The sequence below is a fragment of the Brevibacillus sp. FIR094 genome (assembly GCF_050477165.1).
Lineage (GTDB): Bacteria > Bacillota > Bacilli > Brevibacillales > Brevibacillaceae > Brevibacillus.
Map to the genome: position 1 here is coordinate 60,173 of NZ_JBEAES010000004.1, position 15,089 is coordinate 75,261.

Sequence of the window (15,089 nt, forward strand, 5' to 3'; positions counted from 1 at the left end):
CATGTCTCAATTGCTGAATAGCGTCTTAACGGTCGCACCGATTTTACAAAAGGCATTTTTGTCTGAATGTATGGTAGGAGTCACCGACAAAGAGAAGTTTCTCGCCTATTATCCGGCACAGGGCTTGAACCTGGGGATTCAAGTAGGAGACGAATTACGCCCGGGGAGTATCAATGCGACGGCGGTAAAAGAGGGCAAGCGTGTCGTGAAGAAAATTTCTAAAGAGCTCTATGGCATTCCTTATATCGCAGTCGGTTATCCGCTTGTCGAAAACGGGCGAGTAGTTGGTTGCTTGGCGACAGGCGTGACGACCGATCAAGAGGATCGCTTGCACGGTTTGGCTCAAAACTTGACGGACGCGCTGGAAAATATCGCACAGCACACAGAAAGTCTGGCAAAGGACGCAGACAATTTGGCACAGGCAAGCCACACGCTGAGTGATGCAGCTGGTCAATTAGGGCTGAAAATTGCAGAAACGACCCAAATCAACGAATTGATCCGCAATATCTCGACGCGCTCCAATGTACTCGGCTTGAATGCCGTCCTCGAAGCGGCACGTGCAGGTTCTGCTGGTCGAGGCTTTTCCGTGGTCGCAGAGGAAATCCGTCAGCTTTCCCAGACGACGGCTACTTCAGCTAAGGGCATTTTCAATCTATTAGATGAAATGAATGCACTCGTTGGGACGGTCACTGGCGAAATGGAGAAGACGATGAATCACAGCGTACAGCAGTCAACGCGAATACAGGAGCTGGATGCAGTCATGCAAGAGCTGCGGCATATGGCCGAGCAATTGAAAAAGGCAGCAGAAATAACTGGGCGAGGAGAATAGGAGAGTCCTAATGTAAGCGTATTGCAAAAACGTATGACGTTATGTTATTATTGCGTTATAAAAACGTATTATAATTTTAACATAATGCATATCTGATAAAAGGAGGGCGTTCTCCATGCAAATGAGGCTCGAACATACCGATCTGACTGAAAACGAAAAGTTGGAAGCGTTTTTAGCGAGAATCGAACGCGGGGAAAAAATAGAGGCAGACGATTGGATGCCAGACGACTATCGCAACCAGTTGATCAAGCTGATTTCGATGCATGGCATCAGTGAGATCATGGGTGCCTTGCCGGAAAAAGAATGGGTACCAAAGGCGCCAACATTGCGGAGAAAGCTGGCGATTATGGCGAAGGTCCAGGACGAGATGGGGCATGGTCAATTGCTGCTTCGCGTCGCAGAAGACTTGCTTGAGCCATTGGGCAAGACTCGCGAGGATATCATGAATGATTTGTTTACAAAAAGACTGAAATTTCACAATGTATTCCACATGGAAGCGCCTACCTGGGCTGATGCTGGGGTGATTGGCTGGCTGGTTGACGGAGCGGCTATCATTACGCAATCGATGTCCCTCGATACATCTTATGCACCTTACGCCCGCGCTCTGCATCGGATCTGTGCGGAAGAAAAGTTCCACGCCCAACACGGAGAGAGCATCGTCTTGGAGCTGGCAGAAGGCACCGATGAACAGCGCCAAATGCTGCAAGAAGCGATCCATCGTTGGTGGCCAGCGCTCTTGATGTTTTTCGGACCACCGGAAAACGGCAATATAACGAGCAATCAGGAATCCAACATGCGCTACAAGATTCGTACACAGACTAATGAAGAATTGCGACAAATATTCCTGAAAAAGTATTTGCCGCGTATTTTCCACCTTGGCTTCACAGTTCCAGACGATACGATTTACTTCGACGAGGCAGAAGACAAATGGGTCTACCAACAGCCTGACTGGGAAGAGTTCAAGCAAATCGTCAAGGGGAACGGACCACGCTCCGCTCACCGTCTGAATCTTCGGGTAATGTCTTATGAGGAAACCAAATGGGTGCGCGACGCGATTATGTCGTACGGCCGACAAGTAGGGTAGGTGAATGTGGATGAGCAACGAAAACTTTTTCATATACGAAGTATTCAGCCAAAAAACCGTAAATGCTCCGTTCGTCCAACAGTTCAGTTTGTTGGCACCCAATAAAGAAGTCGCATTGAGCATGGCGAGGGAGAATTTCCTGCGCCGTGAGCCTTGCTTTAATTTGTGGGTAGTCAAGCGCGACGACATTTTTGGACTGCCGCCAGAGGAGCGTCCTTTCCTGGAAAGACTCGACAACAAGAGCTATCGGGAAACCAAAGGATACGGCGATTTGCAGTCGAGATGGCGCCACCATCGCGAGCAGTACGAAGAAAAACAGAAGCATGCAGGCAACGGCAGTTAAGCAGGAGGGATACAATCATGGGCGATCGTTTACATGTAGAAACAGTGGAAGCAGCAAAACAAAATCCAGCATTCGCAAAAGCTTTGACCGACCTGTTGTTCCAGCTTGCTGATGACGATTTTATATTGGCTTATCGTGGATCGGAATGGCTTGGGCTTGCTCCGCATATTGAAGAAGATGTGGCCTTTTCTTCGATGTCTCAGGACATGATGGGCCATGCCGTAATGTTTTATGAAATGCTGGAGCAACTAGGGGTGGCAAAGCAGACGATCTCGCACAGCTGCGCGAGGCGAAGGCGTTTTCCAATGCGATCTTGGTAGAGCGTAAAAACGGTGATGGTGAATACAACGATCATCCTCATTACGATTGGGCGTATGCGATTGTTCGCAGCTATGTGTATGGCTTATACAAGCAAGTTCGCTTGGAGGCACTAACGCAGTCGTCATACGCACCACTCGCGCTGGTCAGTCGCAAAATGATGACAGAGCATCGCTATCATCTGATGCACTGGCAAGTTTGGTTGAAGCAACTGGCGAACAGTACGCCTGATGCGCGTCAGAAGCTTTTGGCAGCCATTGCAAAAGTTTGGAAGGATGCCGGGGAGCTGCCCCATCTTGGATCAAACCAGGTTGATATCGTTCAATTTGGCCTGATTGCAGAAGAAGAGCAACTGAAACAAAAATGGCTGACACTGACCAAAGACATTTCGAAAAGCAGGACTCGAATGGCCGGGTGAGCCAGGAGTACCACAAGAGCGCGGTCGTCACGGTGAACATACTGCTGATCTGGTGCAAGCTTTGGCTACCTTGTCTGAAGTGTACCGCATTGATCCGGCTGCAGGCTGGTAAAAAGGAGTGATTCTCTCATGGCGCAAGAAGAACTGCAACTGCATGAAGGGCTTGAAGCGACATGCTGGGAACTGCTGCAGCAAGTAACAGATCCCGAAATTCCAGTGATCAGCATGGTGGAGATGGGGATGATTCACAAAGTGCGCGTCGAGGCAGACGTCGTACACGTCGAGGTGCTCCCTACCTTTGTTGGCTGTCCGGCACTCGAGATCATGAAGAAGAACATCACAGAAAAGCTGGTGGAGGCTGAAGGAATCAATCAGGTTCAGGTAAAGTTCGTCTATGATCCAGCCTGGACATCTGATCGTATCGCCTTAGATGCTCGCGATAAGCTGAAAAGCTTTGGCATCGCGCCACCACCGCTTGACTTCAAACCGGGAGATACATGGGAAGTGGCATGTCCCTACTGTGATTCCCCGTATACACAAATGGAAAATTTGTTTGGCCCTGCTGCTTGTCGAAGTATTTTGTATTGCCGGCACTGCAAAAATCCGTTTGAGGCCCTAAAACCAATCTATTGAGAGAGATTGAGAGGAGCGAATGTCATGGGAGAGTACAAGCAAATGTTTATTAATGGAGAATGGGTGACTGCCGAGAGTGGCGAGTCCATTCAGATTACGAATCCTGCTACAGGCGAAACAGTTGGAACAGTAACCTTCGGCGATGGTCGTGATGCCAACAAGGCTATCGACGCTGCTCATCAGGCATTTGCCAGCTGGTCTCGACTGACTGCTCGCGAGCGCGCCAAATATTTGTACAACTTGTCCGAGCTGGTGAAAAACAATCGGGATGAACTGGCGGGCATCATTTCTGCTGAAATGGGCAAGCCTTTGGGCGAGGCAAAAGGCGAAGTGCTGGGTGCCGCTGATAACTTTGTCTGGTACGCAGAAGAAGCCAAACGTGTCAACGGAGAAACGATCCCATCCTCCGTTGCGAACAAGCGCATCATGGTGCTGCGTCAGCCTGTAGGGGTGGTTGGGGCGATTACCCCGTGGAACTTCCCGGTGAACATGGTTGCACGCAAGATTGCTCCGGCATTGGCTGCGGGCTGCACGGTGGTTTTAAAGCCAGCAGAAAGTACGCCACTGTCTGCGATTCGTATGTTTGAGCTGATTGAGCAGGCTGGCTTTCTTAAAGGCGTCGTAAACCTCGTTATTGGAAATCCTGAATCGATTGGGAAGGAGTTCATCGATAATCCGAAGCTCTCCAAAATCGGATTTACAGGCTCCACTCGTGTCGGTAAGCTGCTGATGGAGGGCGCGGCGAAGCAAGTGAAGCGCGTCAGCATGGAGCTTGGTGGTCACGCACCGTTCATCGTATTCCCGGATGCCGATCTGGATGCAGCCGTAAAAGGTCTGTTTGAGAGCAAATTCCGCAACTCCGGTCAAATGTGCATTTGCACGAACCGTCTGTACGTCCATGAGGATGTCGCAGATGCGTTCACAGAAAAGCTGGTAGAGCGTCTGAAGCGTGCGAAAGTAGGGGATGGTCGCCAGAAAGAAACAGAGATCGGTCCACTGGTGAACGAGCGTGCCTTGAACAAGGTGCTCGAGCATATCGAGGACGCCAAGGACAAAGGCGGGCAGGTGGTATACGGCGGAAATCGTTTGGTTGAAGGGGATTATGCGAAGGGCTTCTATTGCGAACCGACCTTGATTGCTGGCATTACAACGGATATGAAAATTTCCTTTGAGGAAACGTTCGGTCCTGTCGTTCCACTCGTGCGTTTTACAGAGGAAGCGGATGTCGTACAGATGGCAAACGACACACGTTACGGCTTGGCTGCTTATGTGTACACCCGCGATAATCAGCGTTGCTTCCGTATGGCTGAGCTCCTCGAATACGGAATCGTTGGAATCAATGATGGTTCTCCTACGCAGACGCAAGCGCCGTTTGGCGGATTCAAGGAAAGCGGAATCGGCCGTGAGGGTGGCCGCTACGGAATGGATGAGTATTTGGAAACCAAGTTCGTTTCCTTTGGACTGTAAGAGAAGAAGAGAAGAAGAGTTCAGACAAGATCTGGACTCTTTTTTATTTTCATATAGGAAAGGTTTTAAAAGGTACCGATGAACAAACAAAGCTGGTGAGAAGAAAAAGCACAGGGCTCGTAGACCTTGACAGCGCCACCCCAGTCGGAACTTCCAAAAGGGGACCACGCTTGTCGAACACTTCTTCCCTGAGAAACTTCCGCTCGTAGGGTGGCTTTGGCTCGACGGTCCCCTTTTGGAAATGGAGACGGACAGTCAATCCCCTGCGGGCGTGTCAGAGTCGAAGAGAACTATGCTTTTTCTTCTCCTCCACTATGTTGACTAAATTATGTAAATTTTGTGAATTGTATTGTTCAACACTTTGTTCATTTTTATCTACAAAGAAAAAGGGAATCAACGGTATAATGGAGATTGGATCAAGGGCAACATTTAATAGATAAAAATTGGTATTTCATATTGACACAAAACGTACATATGACGACGCACAGCGAGTGTGGGATCGTCCAAGATTTTACATTTGGAAGGGAGGATAATAAACATGGGAAATGCTCATCAAATGCATGAGATGTCACCGGCTGCCGGATCAGCAACCTTTTCGGATTTATGGAGTCCGGATGTGATGCTTTTGTCGTTGCTCGTGACAACTGTCTACTTTCTCGTAACAGGTCCGATGCATAAACGTTTTGAAAACGCTACACCGGCGACTGGCAAGCAAAGATTGCTTTTTGTGTTGGCAATCGTGTTGTTCTACATCGCGCAAGGAAGCCCTATCAGTTATTACGGCCATCATTACATGTTTAGTTTGCACATGCTCCAACAATCGATCTTGTACTTTGCTCTGCCACCGCTTATGCTTCTGGCAATGCCGGAATGGCTTTTGGCCAAGATTTTCCGTCCGAAGGCGTTGAAGGTCATACTAAACGCTTTGACACACCCGTTAGTGGCAGCGCTGTTGTTCAACTCACTGTTTTCGTTTTACCATGTTCCGTTCATTTTTGATGCCGTCGCGATCAATCATGAGTGGATGACGTTTTATCATGTCATTCTCGTGATTGCCGCATTTGCGATGTGGTGGCCAATTGTGAGTCCGTTGTCTGATAACAAGCGACAATTGGCTGGATTGAAAAAACTGTCTTACGTTTTTGCAAACGGTGTCTTGATTACGCCAGCCTGTGCGCTGATTATTTTTGCCTCGGAACCGCTGTACGCTACGTATATAGCTGCTCCACAGCTATTCCAAAGCCTCGACGCGTTTAACGATCAACGTCTTGGCGGAATCATTATGAAGCTGGTACAGGAGCTTGTTTACGGCTGTGTGCTGGCCTATGTCTTCTACCATTGGTATAAGGCAGAGAAGCAGGACGACATGCCGATGGATCAATCTTTCGGTGCTGAAAAGCCCACTTTTTAAATACGCGCGAACAGAAGAAACGTTTGTTGAATGAGGTGAAAAAATGGGGCTCATATTGCCTACGGTAAGTACGGCTTTTATCGTCATTAGTGGAATTCTCGTTGCGATTGGCTGGTATTTCATTGCGAAAAAGCAAGTAGAAAAGCATATGAAGATTATGAAATGGGCTGCGATCTGTGCCACGATCTTCTTTATTACGTATGTTTCCAGAACGGCGTTTATCGGAAACACGCATTTTGGCGGACCAGACAGCATCAAGCCAATCTATCAGACGTTCTTGTTCTTCCACATCGTCCTGGCAACAGTCGGTGGTGTGATGGGTCTGATTACACTCAGATACGCTTACACGAAAAACTATGCTTCTCATCGTAAGATCGGTCCTTGGACGTCCATTGTATGGTTTGTGACTTCCATTACAGGAGCTGCAGTTTATTTGCTGCTGTACTGGATTTATCCAGGTGGCGAGACGTCTGGCGTGCTGGATGTAATTTTTGGTAAGTAATCGTTTTAGTAGTTTTTGGGGCATTGGATACAATGTAGTTAGTTTATCCAGTCATGATTCGGATGTTCAGATAGAAGGAAACAGGAGGTACAAAACGTGGACCAGCAAATGACCATGCAGGAATCGCTTGATGCCGATGCTGCTTTGCAGACACAGCCGGTAGGGCCAGCTACCTTTCGGGATTACGTACAACTGACGAAGCCTGGCATTACCCTGTCAAACTTGATGACCACTTTTGCTGCTTTATGGTTAGCGTCCTACGGTTATCCGAACTGGAAACTGGCTCTATTCACCATGCTAGGAACCGCTTTGGTCATTATGTCGGGTGCGGCTTTAAATAATTTCTACGACCGTGATCTGGACAAAAAAATGAAGCGGACGCAAAATCGTGCGGTAGCGACCGGAAGAATTTCTGCACGTAACGCGATCCTCTTAGGGATTGGCCTGCTGTTGCTAGGGGTTACTGTGTTGGCTGTATATGCGAATCCCTTGGCAGCCGTTTGGGGATTGATCGGTCACATTTTTTATGTGTTGATTTACACGCCGTTGAAGCGAGTGACAACTCTCAATACGGTAATTGGCGGTATTTCAGGTGCGGCTCCTCCTGTGATTGGGTGGGTAGCAGTAACGGGCACCATGGACATGACTGCTTGGCTGTTGTTCCTGGTCTTGTTCTTGTGGCAGCCTCCCCATTTTTTGGCGTTGGCGATGTTGAAAACAGAAGAATACCGTGCAGGTAATCTGCCGATGCTACCGGTAGTAAAAGGCTTTGCCGAGACGAAGCGACAAATGGTGCTGTGGGGTTCGGTGTTGTTCCCGGCTTCTTTGTTGCTGTTCGTCCACGCTAGCCTAGGTTATGTGTATTTGCTCGTTATGGGTGTGATGGGGATTGTGTATATGGTTCTGCTTTTTCAAGGGTTCAAAACCAAGGATGATCTTGCTTGGGCACGCAAACTGTTCGGCTATTCCATTCTTTATTTGACCGTGTTTTGTGCAGCGATCGTCATTAGTACCATGGTCAACTATTATTGACACGAAACACTCACTAAATGTTCACGGAACATCCCTTGCTTAGCAGGGGATGTTTCATTATCGTAAAAGAGGACATAGAACGAGGTGTTGTTTGATCCTCACAAGAAACAGGGTGAATTACTATGGGAAAATGGCTGAAGCCGTTAGCTTTTCTTGCTACCTTGATCATGTTTATCGTGATGGTAGCCGGTTCGCTTGTTACCAAGACAGATTCAGCACTCGGCTGTGGAAATGACTGGCCGCTGTGCAACGGAAAATGGGTTCCGGAATATACGTTGGCATCCATTATTGAATATTCACATCGCCTGATTACAGGTATTGCCGGTATTGTTGTCGCGATTTTCTCTGTGCTTTGCTGGCGCTATTACAAAGACAACCAAGAAGTACGCAATCTTGCAATTTTTGGTTTGTTTTTCATCGTAGTGGAGTCCATTCTCGGTGCTTCTGCCGTCATTTGGCCACAGTCCTCATCTGTTTTGGCTCTGCACTTCGGATTCTCCTTGCTTGCTTATTCAGGAGTGTTCTTGTTGAGTGTGTTCGTTTATCAGCGGGAAAAAACGCAAAGCTTGGTGAAAACGACCGTTTCAAAAGGCTTCCGCAACTGGATGTGGTTCGTTGCTACTTATACGTACGCTGTTGTTTATCTCGGAGCGTATGTCAGACATACGGGTTCAAGTATGGCATGCAGTGACTGGCCACTGTGTCAGGGACAGATCATCCCAGAGTTGTATGGACAGACCGGTATTCATTTTGCCCACAGAATCGCTGCGATGGTGCTGGGATTCTTGTTGTTGGGGACAATGATTTACTGCATACGTCATTTCAAGGAAAAACGGCGTGACTTGTACGGTGCAAGCATCCTGAGCTTTATTCTTTGCATCGCGCAGGTGTTCAGCGGCGGCTTCGTCATTATTTACAAGCTACACCTGTACGCTACGCTGACTCATTCCATGATTATCACGATTTTGTTCGGGATCATCTGCTACATGTGCTTGCAGACATTGAAGTCACCGACAAATGAAAAGCTGAGAAGATAAGAGGAAAGCTGCGCTCCTGATTCGTGGAGGCGGCTTTTTTTATTAAGTGGCTGCGGTGGGGGAAGAAGCGCATTTCCAGTCTGCGCTTCGGCCTACGCCCCGCAATGGGGATTCACTGTCCGCTCCGAAATGAATGGCGGGAGCGCTTCAAACGTTGAGGTTTCGAGGAAGGATCTCATAAGTGAAGCTGAAAACCCCCGTCATTCATTTCTACGCTAGGTAGGGCTCCAGAGGCGCTTGGACTGGAAATGCACTTCTTCCAACGCGACTTTGATAAAACAATTTGCGAGTGATTCAAAGATGCTTCGTGTCCCACTTTCATAATGGTGAAAAAGCATCGGATCAGATACACAGCTATTGGGAAGTCCTGTCACATGTTCGGAAGGAGACCGCCCGAACGCAGTGAGGAAAAAGGCGACTGGAGAACATGTGGCAGGGCTTCGCCCCCACCACAACAGTAACGAAAGAAAACAGCGAATTTACGAACCGTCAGGCTATTGCCCAGACGGTTTTTCAACATTCAAAGGAACAAAAACACCATTTTCCCAACGATACATTTGCAATGTAGTCTCAGGCTTGCCCGGCAGTAGTTCACCTGTATCCGGGTTTAGCTCTTGCTTTGTTTTCCAATTGCAGGCGTGGTGGGTTCCATTCCTCTTCCGCGATGAGGGCATACGTACGATCAGGCTTTTGATCCAGGATGTAAAAATTTCCGATATGGACGCTGCCGTTATGCTTAGCGACAATTTCTGGTTCCGGGTCATCATCGAGATTGACGAGTTGAAAATCAAAGTAGTCGGAAACAACTGGATCTTTGGCTTGCTTGTTAATCCAATCCATTACTTGGGTCTTGGTAGGCTCCTTGGAGGCAAGGGAAGAGGGGGCAGTGAGGACGAGACTGGAGACGACAAGTCCTACTGTCAGAGTGAGCAACAAGCGGGAATTACGCAACGGTAACGAGCTCCTTTCCGGGATGAGATCGATCAATCGCGACCTTTTCAGTTGGAAGACGAGCAGTCAGGAGTAAAAGTTACGGGGAAGTGGAGTAAATTTCAACCGCGAACCGCGCTGTCTTTTGTTACAATGAAAAGCAAACACATGATCGTGGAGAGTGATAGTAGACATGCGGATATTACATACAGCCGACTGGCATTTCGGGCGGCAGCTGGAAGGACGGGACCGACGAATAGAACAAACAGCTTTTGTGGACGAGCTTTGTCACATCGCTGATGAGCAGGAAGTAGATTTGGTGCTCATTGCTGGGGATGTGTACGATTCGGTCAATCCGCCTGCTTGGGCAGAAGAGCTTTTTTATGATGCATTGGAACGCTTGTCTTCGGAAGGCAGGCGAGGTGTTGTCGTGATCGCGGGGAACCATGACCAGCCTGAGCGGGTGCGGGCAGCAGCGCCACTTGCCACAAAGCACGGAATCATTTTGTTGGGATTGCCGAAGGAAGCGCCACTCCTGACACAGGAAGCATCGTCTGATCGCGTACAAATTGTACAGGGAGGCCCTTCTTGGCTGGAAATGAAGATTCCTGGCTGCGCTGCGAATGCGGTCATTTTGGCTTTGCCGTATCCTTCTGAATCGCGATTAAAGGAGCTGTTGAGCGAAAGCTTTACTCAAGAGCAGATGCAGCTTGCTTTTTCCGAGCGCATTGCACAATTGCTTGCTGATCTGTCTGTTCATTTTCGTGAGGATACGGTCAACCTGGTCACGAGCCACTTGTTCGTCATGGGCGGTAAGGAAACAGATTCCGAGCGACCGATCCAAATTGGGGGAGCGTTGACTGTATCGCCGCAGGCTTTTCCGAAGAACGCTGATTATGTGGCGCTCGGCCATCTCCATCGACTGCAAAAGCTCAGTGACAAGCCGTTGGTGCGTTACAGCGGCTCACCGATTTCGTATAGCTTTTCCGAAGCAGGTCAGAGCAAGGCAGTCGTACTGGTTGAGGTAGAGCCAGGGCAAGAAGTGCGCGAGGAGATCATTTATTTGACGAGCGCACGGCCATTGGCACGTTGGAGGGCGACGGAGGGAATCGAGCAAGTCGAGCGCTGGTTGGAAGAGGGACGCGATGCAGGGGCGTGGATTGACTTGGAGCTGCATGTATCTGGCGTGATCGACCCGGCAGAATTTCAGCGTGTCCGCAAGCTTTCGGATGATTTCTTGAAAATACAGCGTGTTGTCGTGAGGGAAGAGCGTGAGGAGGAAGAGGAACAGCGGGTCGAGCTGACTGAGCTTACGTCCGATCAATTGTTCAAGCGCTTCTATGAACGGAGACGGGGAGCAGAGCCGGATGAGCAGCTCGTGACCTTGTTCCAGCGTCTATTGGCAGAAACCGGAGGAGAGGGGGAAGAAGAGTGAGACCAATACGATTGAAGCTGGCAGGGATGCACAGCTATCGAGAAATGCAAGAGGTCGATTTCGAAGTACTATGTCAGGCGGGACTGTTTGGGATATTCGGTCCGACTGGGAGCGGGAAATCGACGATCTTGGACGCGATCACGTTAGCGTTGTACGGGCAGGTCGTCCGGTTGGGCGGGGGAAACCATCCGAAAGAAGTGCTGAATCAGCTGGAGCAGCGCGTATTCGTTTCCTTTACCTTTGAGTTGGGGACTGGCGATGAGCGCAAGCAATATACGGTGGAACGGGAATTTGGTCTGGATAAAAAGGGGAACAAGCGACAGCCGGAAGTGAGGCTGATTCAGTCGGGAGCCTTGACCGGAGAGCCGGATGTCGTATTGGAGTCCAAAGCCACGTCCGCGACTGCCGCGATTGAGGCACTGATTGGTCTCACTTTGCAGGACTTTACCCGGGCGGTTGTTTTACCACAGGGGCAATTTTCCCGCTTCTTGACGCTGAAGGGCAGTGAGCGCAATGAAATGCTGCAACGGATGTTCCGCCTACATATTTATGGGGAAAAGCTGAGTGAGCGCGTACGGCACGCGTTGGAGCAGGTCAAGGAACAGATGCATCGTTTGCAACTGGCGAGTGCAGCCCTGGGTGACGCAGGTCCGGAAGCCTTGGAGCTGGCGAGACAAACGTGGGAGGAAGCTGCGCAAAAAGAGAAGGAATTCACTCAGCAAAAACAGGAGTTGGCAGGGAAGCTCAAGGAGCTGGAGCAGCTTTACCAGTGGCATCAAGAGCTATTGCAAGTCCAGGCGCAACTACAGCAGCAGGAAGCAAATGAAGCGGAAATGGCATCCCTAACGGCGAAGATTCGCGAATGGGAGACGAGTATTCGGTTGTGGCCATTACTCCAGCAATATGAGCGTTTGGATCAGGAATGGCATGCGACCGGTACGGCATTGGAACGTAGCCGCGAACAACAGGAGAGTGCTCGTTTGGCCGTAGATGAGGCAGAGCAAGCGTATCAGAAGGTTCATGCCGAGTTGGCTGTACAGGAGCCGTTATTGATTCAGCAAAAGGGCAGGCTGGTACAGGCGCAGGAGTGGGAAGAGGAGCTAAAGGCGATCCGGGAAGAGTGGACAGGTCTGGAGCGAGAGTGGAATGAAGTGTCAGTCGCCTTAACCAACATAGAACAACAGCTGGAAAAGGATGAAGCCGAATTAAAAAACTGGGAGCTTGCGTGGGCGGATCTACAAGAACAGATGAAGCAGGTCACGATCTCTCCTGAATGGCGAGCACAAATAGCGGCAGCCAGAGAAGCGAAGCAGCAGTGGGAACGGGACTATGTCAAGGTACGTGAGCTGGAAAAAGAACAACTCGTAGCACAGGGGCACATTCAGGCGGCGACCCATACTGCCGATGAACACAAGCGCAGCTGGGAAGCGTGTGCGAATCGTTTGGCACAAAAAAGAGAAGAGCTGGCAGCACCAGCCGACTCGGCTTTGATGAGTGAAGCAGAATGGGAGAAAGCAAGAAATGTACTGGCAGACATGAAGCAGGTAGGTCGCCAGTGGCGGGAAATAATGCAGTCGTTCTCATCATGGCAGGAGAAGTCGCATCACATCGTTCAGGAGCGTAAGCAGTTGGATGAGCGCAATCAAGAGCTGACGCGGGCAGTAGAGACAAGCGAAGCACTTGTGAAAAGTCAACTGGCCCGTCGAGATGAGATGCGCCAGGAATGGGAACGCTGGCAGCAGGAAAACATGGCGCGATTTTTGCGTGAACGTTTAGAGGAAGGCAAGGAGTGTCCGGTATGTGGTTCCGAACATCACCCACACGGCCACCAGAACCATACAAAAGCGTCTGAAGCGGGGACGGAGGGTGATGCTCTGCGTGCCCGAATCAAAGAGTCAGAAGAGGCTTTGCGTGCGGCTGAGCAAGAAGCAGGCAATACCAGGGAAGCTTGGTTGGCAGCAAAGGGAGCGCTTGCTGCTTTTGATGAGCGTCTAGCAAGCGTAAAGGCTGAACAGGAACAGCTGGAAGCGCGCTTGGAAGCGATCAAGGCAGAGTGTCGCGGGTACGGACAGCCTTGGATCGTGGATTCTTTCGAAGAGCTACTCGCCGTCTATCAGCGCGAGGAAAAAGAACTGATCGCCAAGCAAGCGGAAAGAGAGCGACTGAAAACAGAGCGTGAGCAATTGCAGCAGCAGTTAGAGGCCTTGCGTGAGGAAGAAGCGGAAAAGAAACGCTTGATGGAGCGGAGCACGCTGTTGCTCGAGCAGGCACAGAAGGCAATGAATGACAATAAAGCTCGCTTGGACGCTGCATCCGTGCAAGAAAAGCATTCCAGAGAAGAGCTGGACGCGAAGCGCAATGAGCTTCCCATCGAGGAAATCGAACAGCGGTACGAGGAAATCGGAAAATCAGATCGCCGTTTGGCAGAATTACAGCAGGTACGATCAGAGAAAGAAACGCTGCGCGGAAAGCTGACGATGCAGGTAGAAGCCGCCAAGTCGCGCAAGGTAGAGGGCAAATCGCGGGAAGCGGCGCTGAAGGAAAAGCTTGAAGATAGAAAGCGCATGTGGGAACAAAAGCATGCCCAATGGCTAGAACGCACGGGGGGACTTACTGCGCAGGAGTGTTTGATGCAGGTAGAGGATTCTCTCCTCGGTTTGCGTCAGGCAGTTACGCTAGCAGAGACAAAGCGCAAAGAGACCGCCGAGGCGCGGGAAACGGTGCAAAACAATCTGGTCAAATATTCGGAGACGCTGGCCATCCTCACGCGGCAACGCACGGAAGCTCACGAGACATTGTACCAAGGCTTACAGGAAACAGGTCTCGGTACTATCGAGTACGTACGGGAGCGGTATGCAGAGCGCGAGCAATTGCCACTGGCGCAGGAAAAAGTCGAGGCTTACACGCGAATCGCAGGGCAGCTTCGTTACGAGGAAGAAAGGCTACAGCAAGCAGTAGCAGGCCGTTCGTTTACGCAAGAAGAGCTCGCCACTGCAAAAGAGGCATGGGAGCAATGGGAGCATGCCTTCCAAGAGGCGCAAAAGCAAGTCGCTGTCGCCAAAGAGCACGTGGATCGCATGGAAAAAAATCATGACAAATGGCAAGAGCTTCATAAAGAGATGGTGCAGCAGCAGGATGAGCAGAGCCGTTTGGAAGAGTTGAAAAAGTTGTTTGAAGCCAAGGCGTTTGTCCAGTTCATTGCGGAGGAAAAACTGGTATCAATCGCCAGAGACGCTTCCTATCACCTGAAGCGGATGACCGCCAACCGGTACGGGTTGGAAATCGGTGACGAGGGCGAATTTGTTTTGCGGGATGAGGGAGCTGGAGGAATGCGGCGTCCAGTGAGCACATTGTCTGGCGGGGAAACATTCCTGACCTCCTTGTCGCTGGCTCTTGCCCTGTCGATGGAGATTCAAATGCGTGGCGGACGCCTGGAATTTTTCTTCCTGGACGAAGGCTTTGGGACACTCGATCCAGAGCTATTGGAAGTCGTTATGGATGCGCTTGAGAGACTGCGCATGGACGATTTTACCATCGGGGTCATTAGCCACGTCCCGGAAATACGTGTGCGCATGCCGCGTCGTCTAGTCGTGACACCTGCAGAACCGATGGGAAAAGGCAGCATGCTGCATCTGGAAATGGAGTAGGGA

General features: G+C 50.1%; 12 protein-coding genes and 1 pseudogene. 12 read left to right on the forward strand and 1 reads right to left on the reverse strand.

Translation table 11 applies throughout. From position 1 onward, the window contains the following. The first annotated feature begins 1 nt into the window (after position 1). The 10 genes and pseudogenes from ACQ5DJ_RS04355 to ACQ5DJ_RS04400 all read left to right on the forward strand — a co-directional run bounded on the left by ACQ5DJ_RS04355 (position 2) and on the right by ACQ5DJ_RS04400 (position 9,074). Positions 2-829: a methyl-accepting chemotaxis protein gene (locus ACQ5DJ_RS04355; RefSeq protein WP_429841358.1), complete on the forward strand. Its 828-nt coding sequence runs from the start codon at positions 2-4 to the stop codon at positions 827-829. A gap of 115 nt (positions 830-944) precedes the next feature. Next, positions 945-1,913 (forward strand): 1,2-phenylacetyl-CoA epoxidase subunit PaaA, encoded by a 969-nt coding sequence (gene paaA / locus ACQ5DJ_RS04360; RefSeq protein ID WP_429841359.1) that lies wholly within the window; start codon positions 945-947, stop codon positions 1,911-1,913. A gap of 10 nt (positions 1,914-1,923) precedes the next feature. Continuing rightward, the gene (gene paaB, locus ACQ5DJ_RS04365; RefSeq protein WP_174226324.1) at positions 1,924-2,256 is read left to right on the forward strand and encodes a 1,2-phenylacetyl-CoA epoxidase subunit PaaB; all 333 of its coding nucleotides are present in this window, start codon (positions 1,924-1,926) and stop codon (positions 2,254-2,256) included. Positions 2,257-2,273: 17 nt separating this feature from the next. Continuing rightward, positions 2,274-3,104 (forward strand): annotated as a pseudogene (paaC, locus tag ACQ5DJ_RS04370) (1,2-phenylacetyl-CoA epoxidase subunit PaaC). 17 nt (positions 3,105-3,121) lie between these two features. Further along, on the forward strand, positions 3,122-3,625 hold the full coding sequence (gene paaD, locus ACQ5DJ_RS04375) for a 1,2-phenylacetyl-CoA epoxidase subunit PaaD (RefSeq protein ID WP_429841360.1): 504 nt from the start codon (positions 3,122-3,124) through the stop codon (positions 3,623-3,625). A 24-nt stretch (positions 3,626-3,649) separates the two neighbouring features. Continuing rightward, the gene (locus ACQ5DJ_RS04380; RefSeq protein WP_429841361.1) at positions 3,650-5,092 is read left to right on the forward strand and encodes an NAD-dependent succinate-semialdehyde dehydrogenase; all 1,443 of its coding nucleotides are present in this window, start codon (positions 3,650-3,652) and stop codon (positions 5,090-5,092) included. 538 nt (positions 5,093-5,630) lie between these two features. Further along, complete coding sequence (locus ACQ5DJ_RS04385; protein ID WP_429841362.1) at positions 5,631-6,503, forward strand: cytochrome c oxidase assembly protein; 873 nt, start codon at positions 5,631-5,633, stop codon at positions 6,501-6,503. 43 nt (positions 6,504-6,546) lie between these two features. After that, on the forward strand, positions 6,547-7,005 hold the full coding sequence (locus ACQ5DJ_RS04390) for a DUF420 domain-containing protein (RefSeq protein WP_144619261.1): 459 nt from the start codon (positions 6,547-6,549) through the stop codon (positions 7,003-7,005). A 96-nt stretch (positions 7,006-7,101) separates the two neighbouring features. Continuing rightward, positions 7,102-8,037, forward strand: coding sequence for a heme o synthase (cyoE, locus tag ACQ5DJ_RS04395; RefSeq protein WP_429841363.1), 936 nt, complete (start codon positions 7,102-7,104; stop codon positions 8,035-8,037). A gap of 122 nt (positions 8,038-8,159) precedes the next feature. Next, entirely contained in the window at positions 8,160-9,074 is a 915-nt protein-coding gene (locus ACQ5DJ_RS04400; RefSeq protein WP_429841364.1) for a COX15/CtaA family protein, read from the forward strand. Positions 9,075-9,665: 591 nt separating this feature from the next. Here ACQ5DJ_RS04400 and ACQ5DJ_RS04405 read toward each other — a convergent pair. Beyond that, positions 9,666-10,025, reverse strand: a complete 360-nt coding sequence (locus ACQ5DJ_RS04405; protein WP_429841365.1) for a hypothetical protein — start codon at positions 10,023-10,025, stop codon at positions 9,666-9,668. Positions 10,026-10,197: 172 nt separating this feature from the next. Here ACQ5DJ_RS04405 and ACQ5DJ_RS04410 point away from each other — a divergent pair, with 172 nt between their 5' ends. Together ACQ5DJ_RS04410 and ACQ5DJ_RS04415 are read left to right on the forward strand one after the other, a co-directional pair. Beyond that, complete coding sequence (locus tag ACQ5DJ_RS04410; protein ID WP_429841366.1) at positions 10,198-11,439, forward strand: exonuclease SbcCD subunit D; 1,242 nt, start codon at positions 10,198-10,200, stop codon at positions 11,437-11,439. Next, positions 11,436-15,086 carry an AAA family ATPase gene (locus ACQ5DJ_RS04415; RefSeq protein WP_429841367.1) on the forward strand — a complete coding sequence of 1,217 codons (3,651 nt, stop codon included), beginning with the start codon at positions 11,436-11,438 and terminating at the stop codon, positions 15,084-15,086. The genes ACQ5DJ_RS04410 and ACQ5DJ_RS04415 overlap by 4 nt, the downstream gene beginning before the upstream one ends. Positions 15,087-15,089 lie beyond the last annotated feature (3 nt).

What these genes read in the sequence shown, in the direction of transcription:
- ACQ5DJ_RS04355 (WP_429841358.1), top strand. Translation starts at nt 2, where the DNA reads ATGTCTCAATTGCTGAATAGCGTCTTAACGGTCGCACCGATTTTACAA.
- paaA (WP_429841359.1), top strand. Translation starts at nt 945, where the DNA reads ATGCAAATGAGGCTCGAACATACCGATCTGACTGAAAACGAAAAGTTG.
- paaB (WP_174226324.1), top strand. Translation starts at nt 1,924, where the DNA reads ATGAGCAACGAAAACTTTTTCATATACGAAGTATTCAGCCAAAAAACC.
- paaD (WP_429841360.1), top strand. Translation starts at nt 3,122, where the DNA reads ATGGCGCAAGAAGAACTGCAACTGCATGAAGGGCTTGAAGCGACATGC.
- ACQ5DJ_RS04380 (WP_429841361.1), top strand. Translation starts at nt 3,650, where the DNA reads ATGGGAGAGTACAAGCAAATGTTTATTAATGGAGAATGGGTGACTGCC.
- ACQ5DJ_RS04385 (WP_429841362.1), top strand. Translation starts at nt 5,631, where the DNA reads ATGGGAAATGCTCATCAAATGCATGAGATGTCACCGGCTGCCGGATCA.
- ACQ5DJ_RS04390 (WP_144619261.1), top strand. Translation starts at nt 6,547, where the DNA reads ATGGGGCTCATATTGCCTACGGTAAGTACGGCTTTTATCGTCATTAGT.
- ACQ5DJ_RS04400 (WP_429841364.1), top strand. Translation starts at nt 8,160, where the DNA reads ATGGGAAAATGGCTGAAGCCGTTAGCTTTTCTTGCTACCTTGATCATG.
- ACQ5DJ_RS04410 (WP_429841366.1), top strand. Translation starts at nt 10,198, where the DNA reads ATGCGGATATTACATACAGCCGACTGGCATTTCGGGCGGCAGCTGGAA.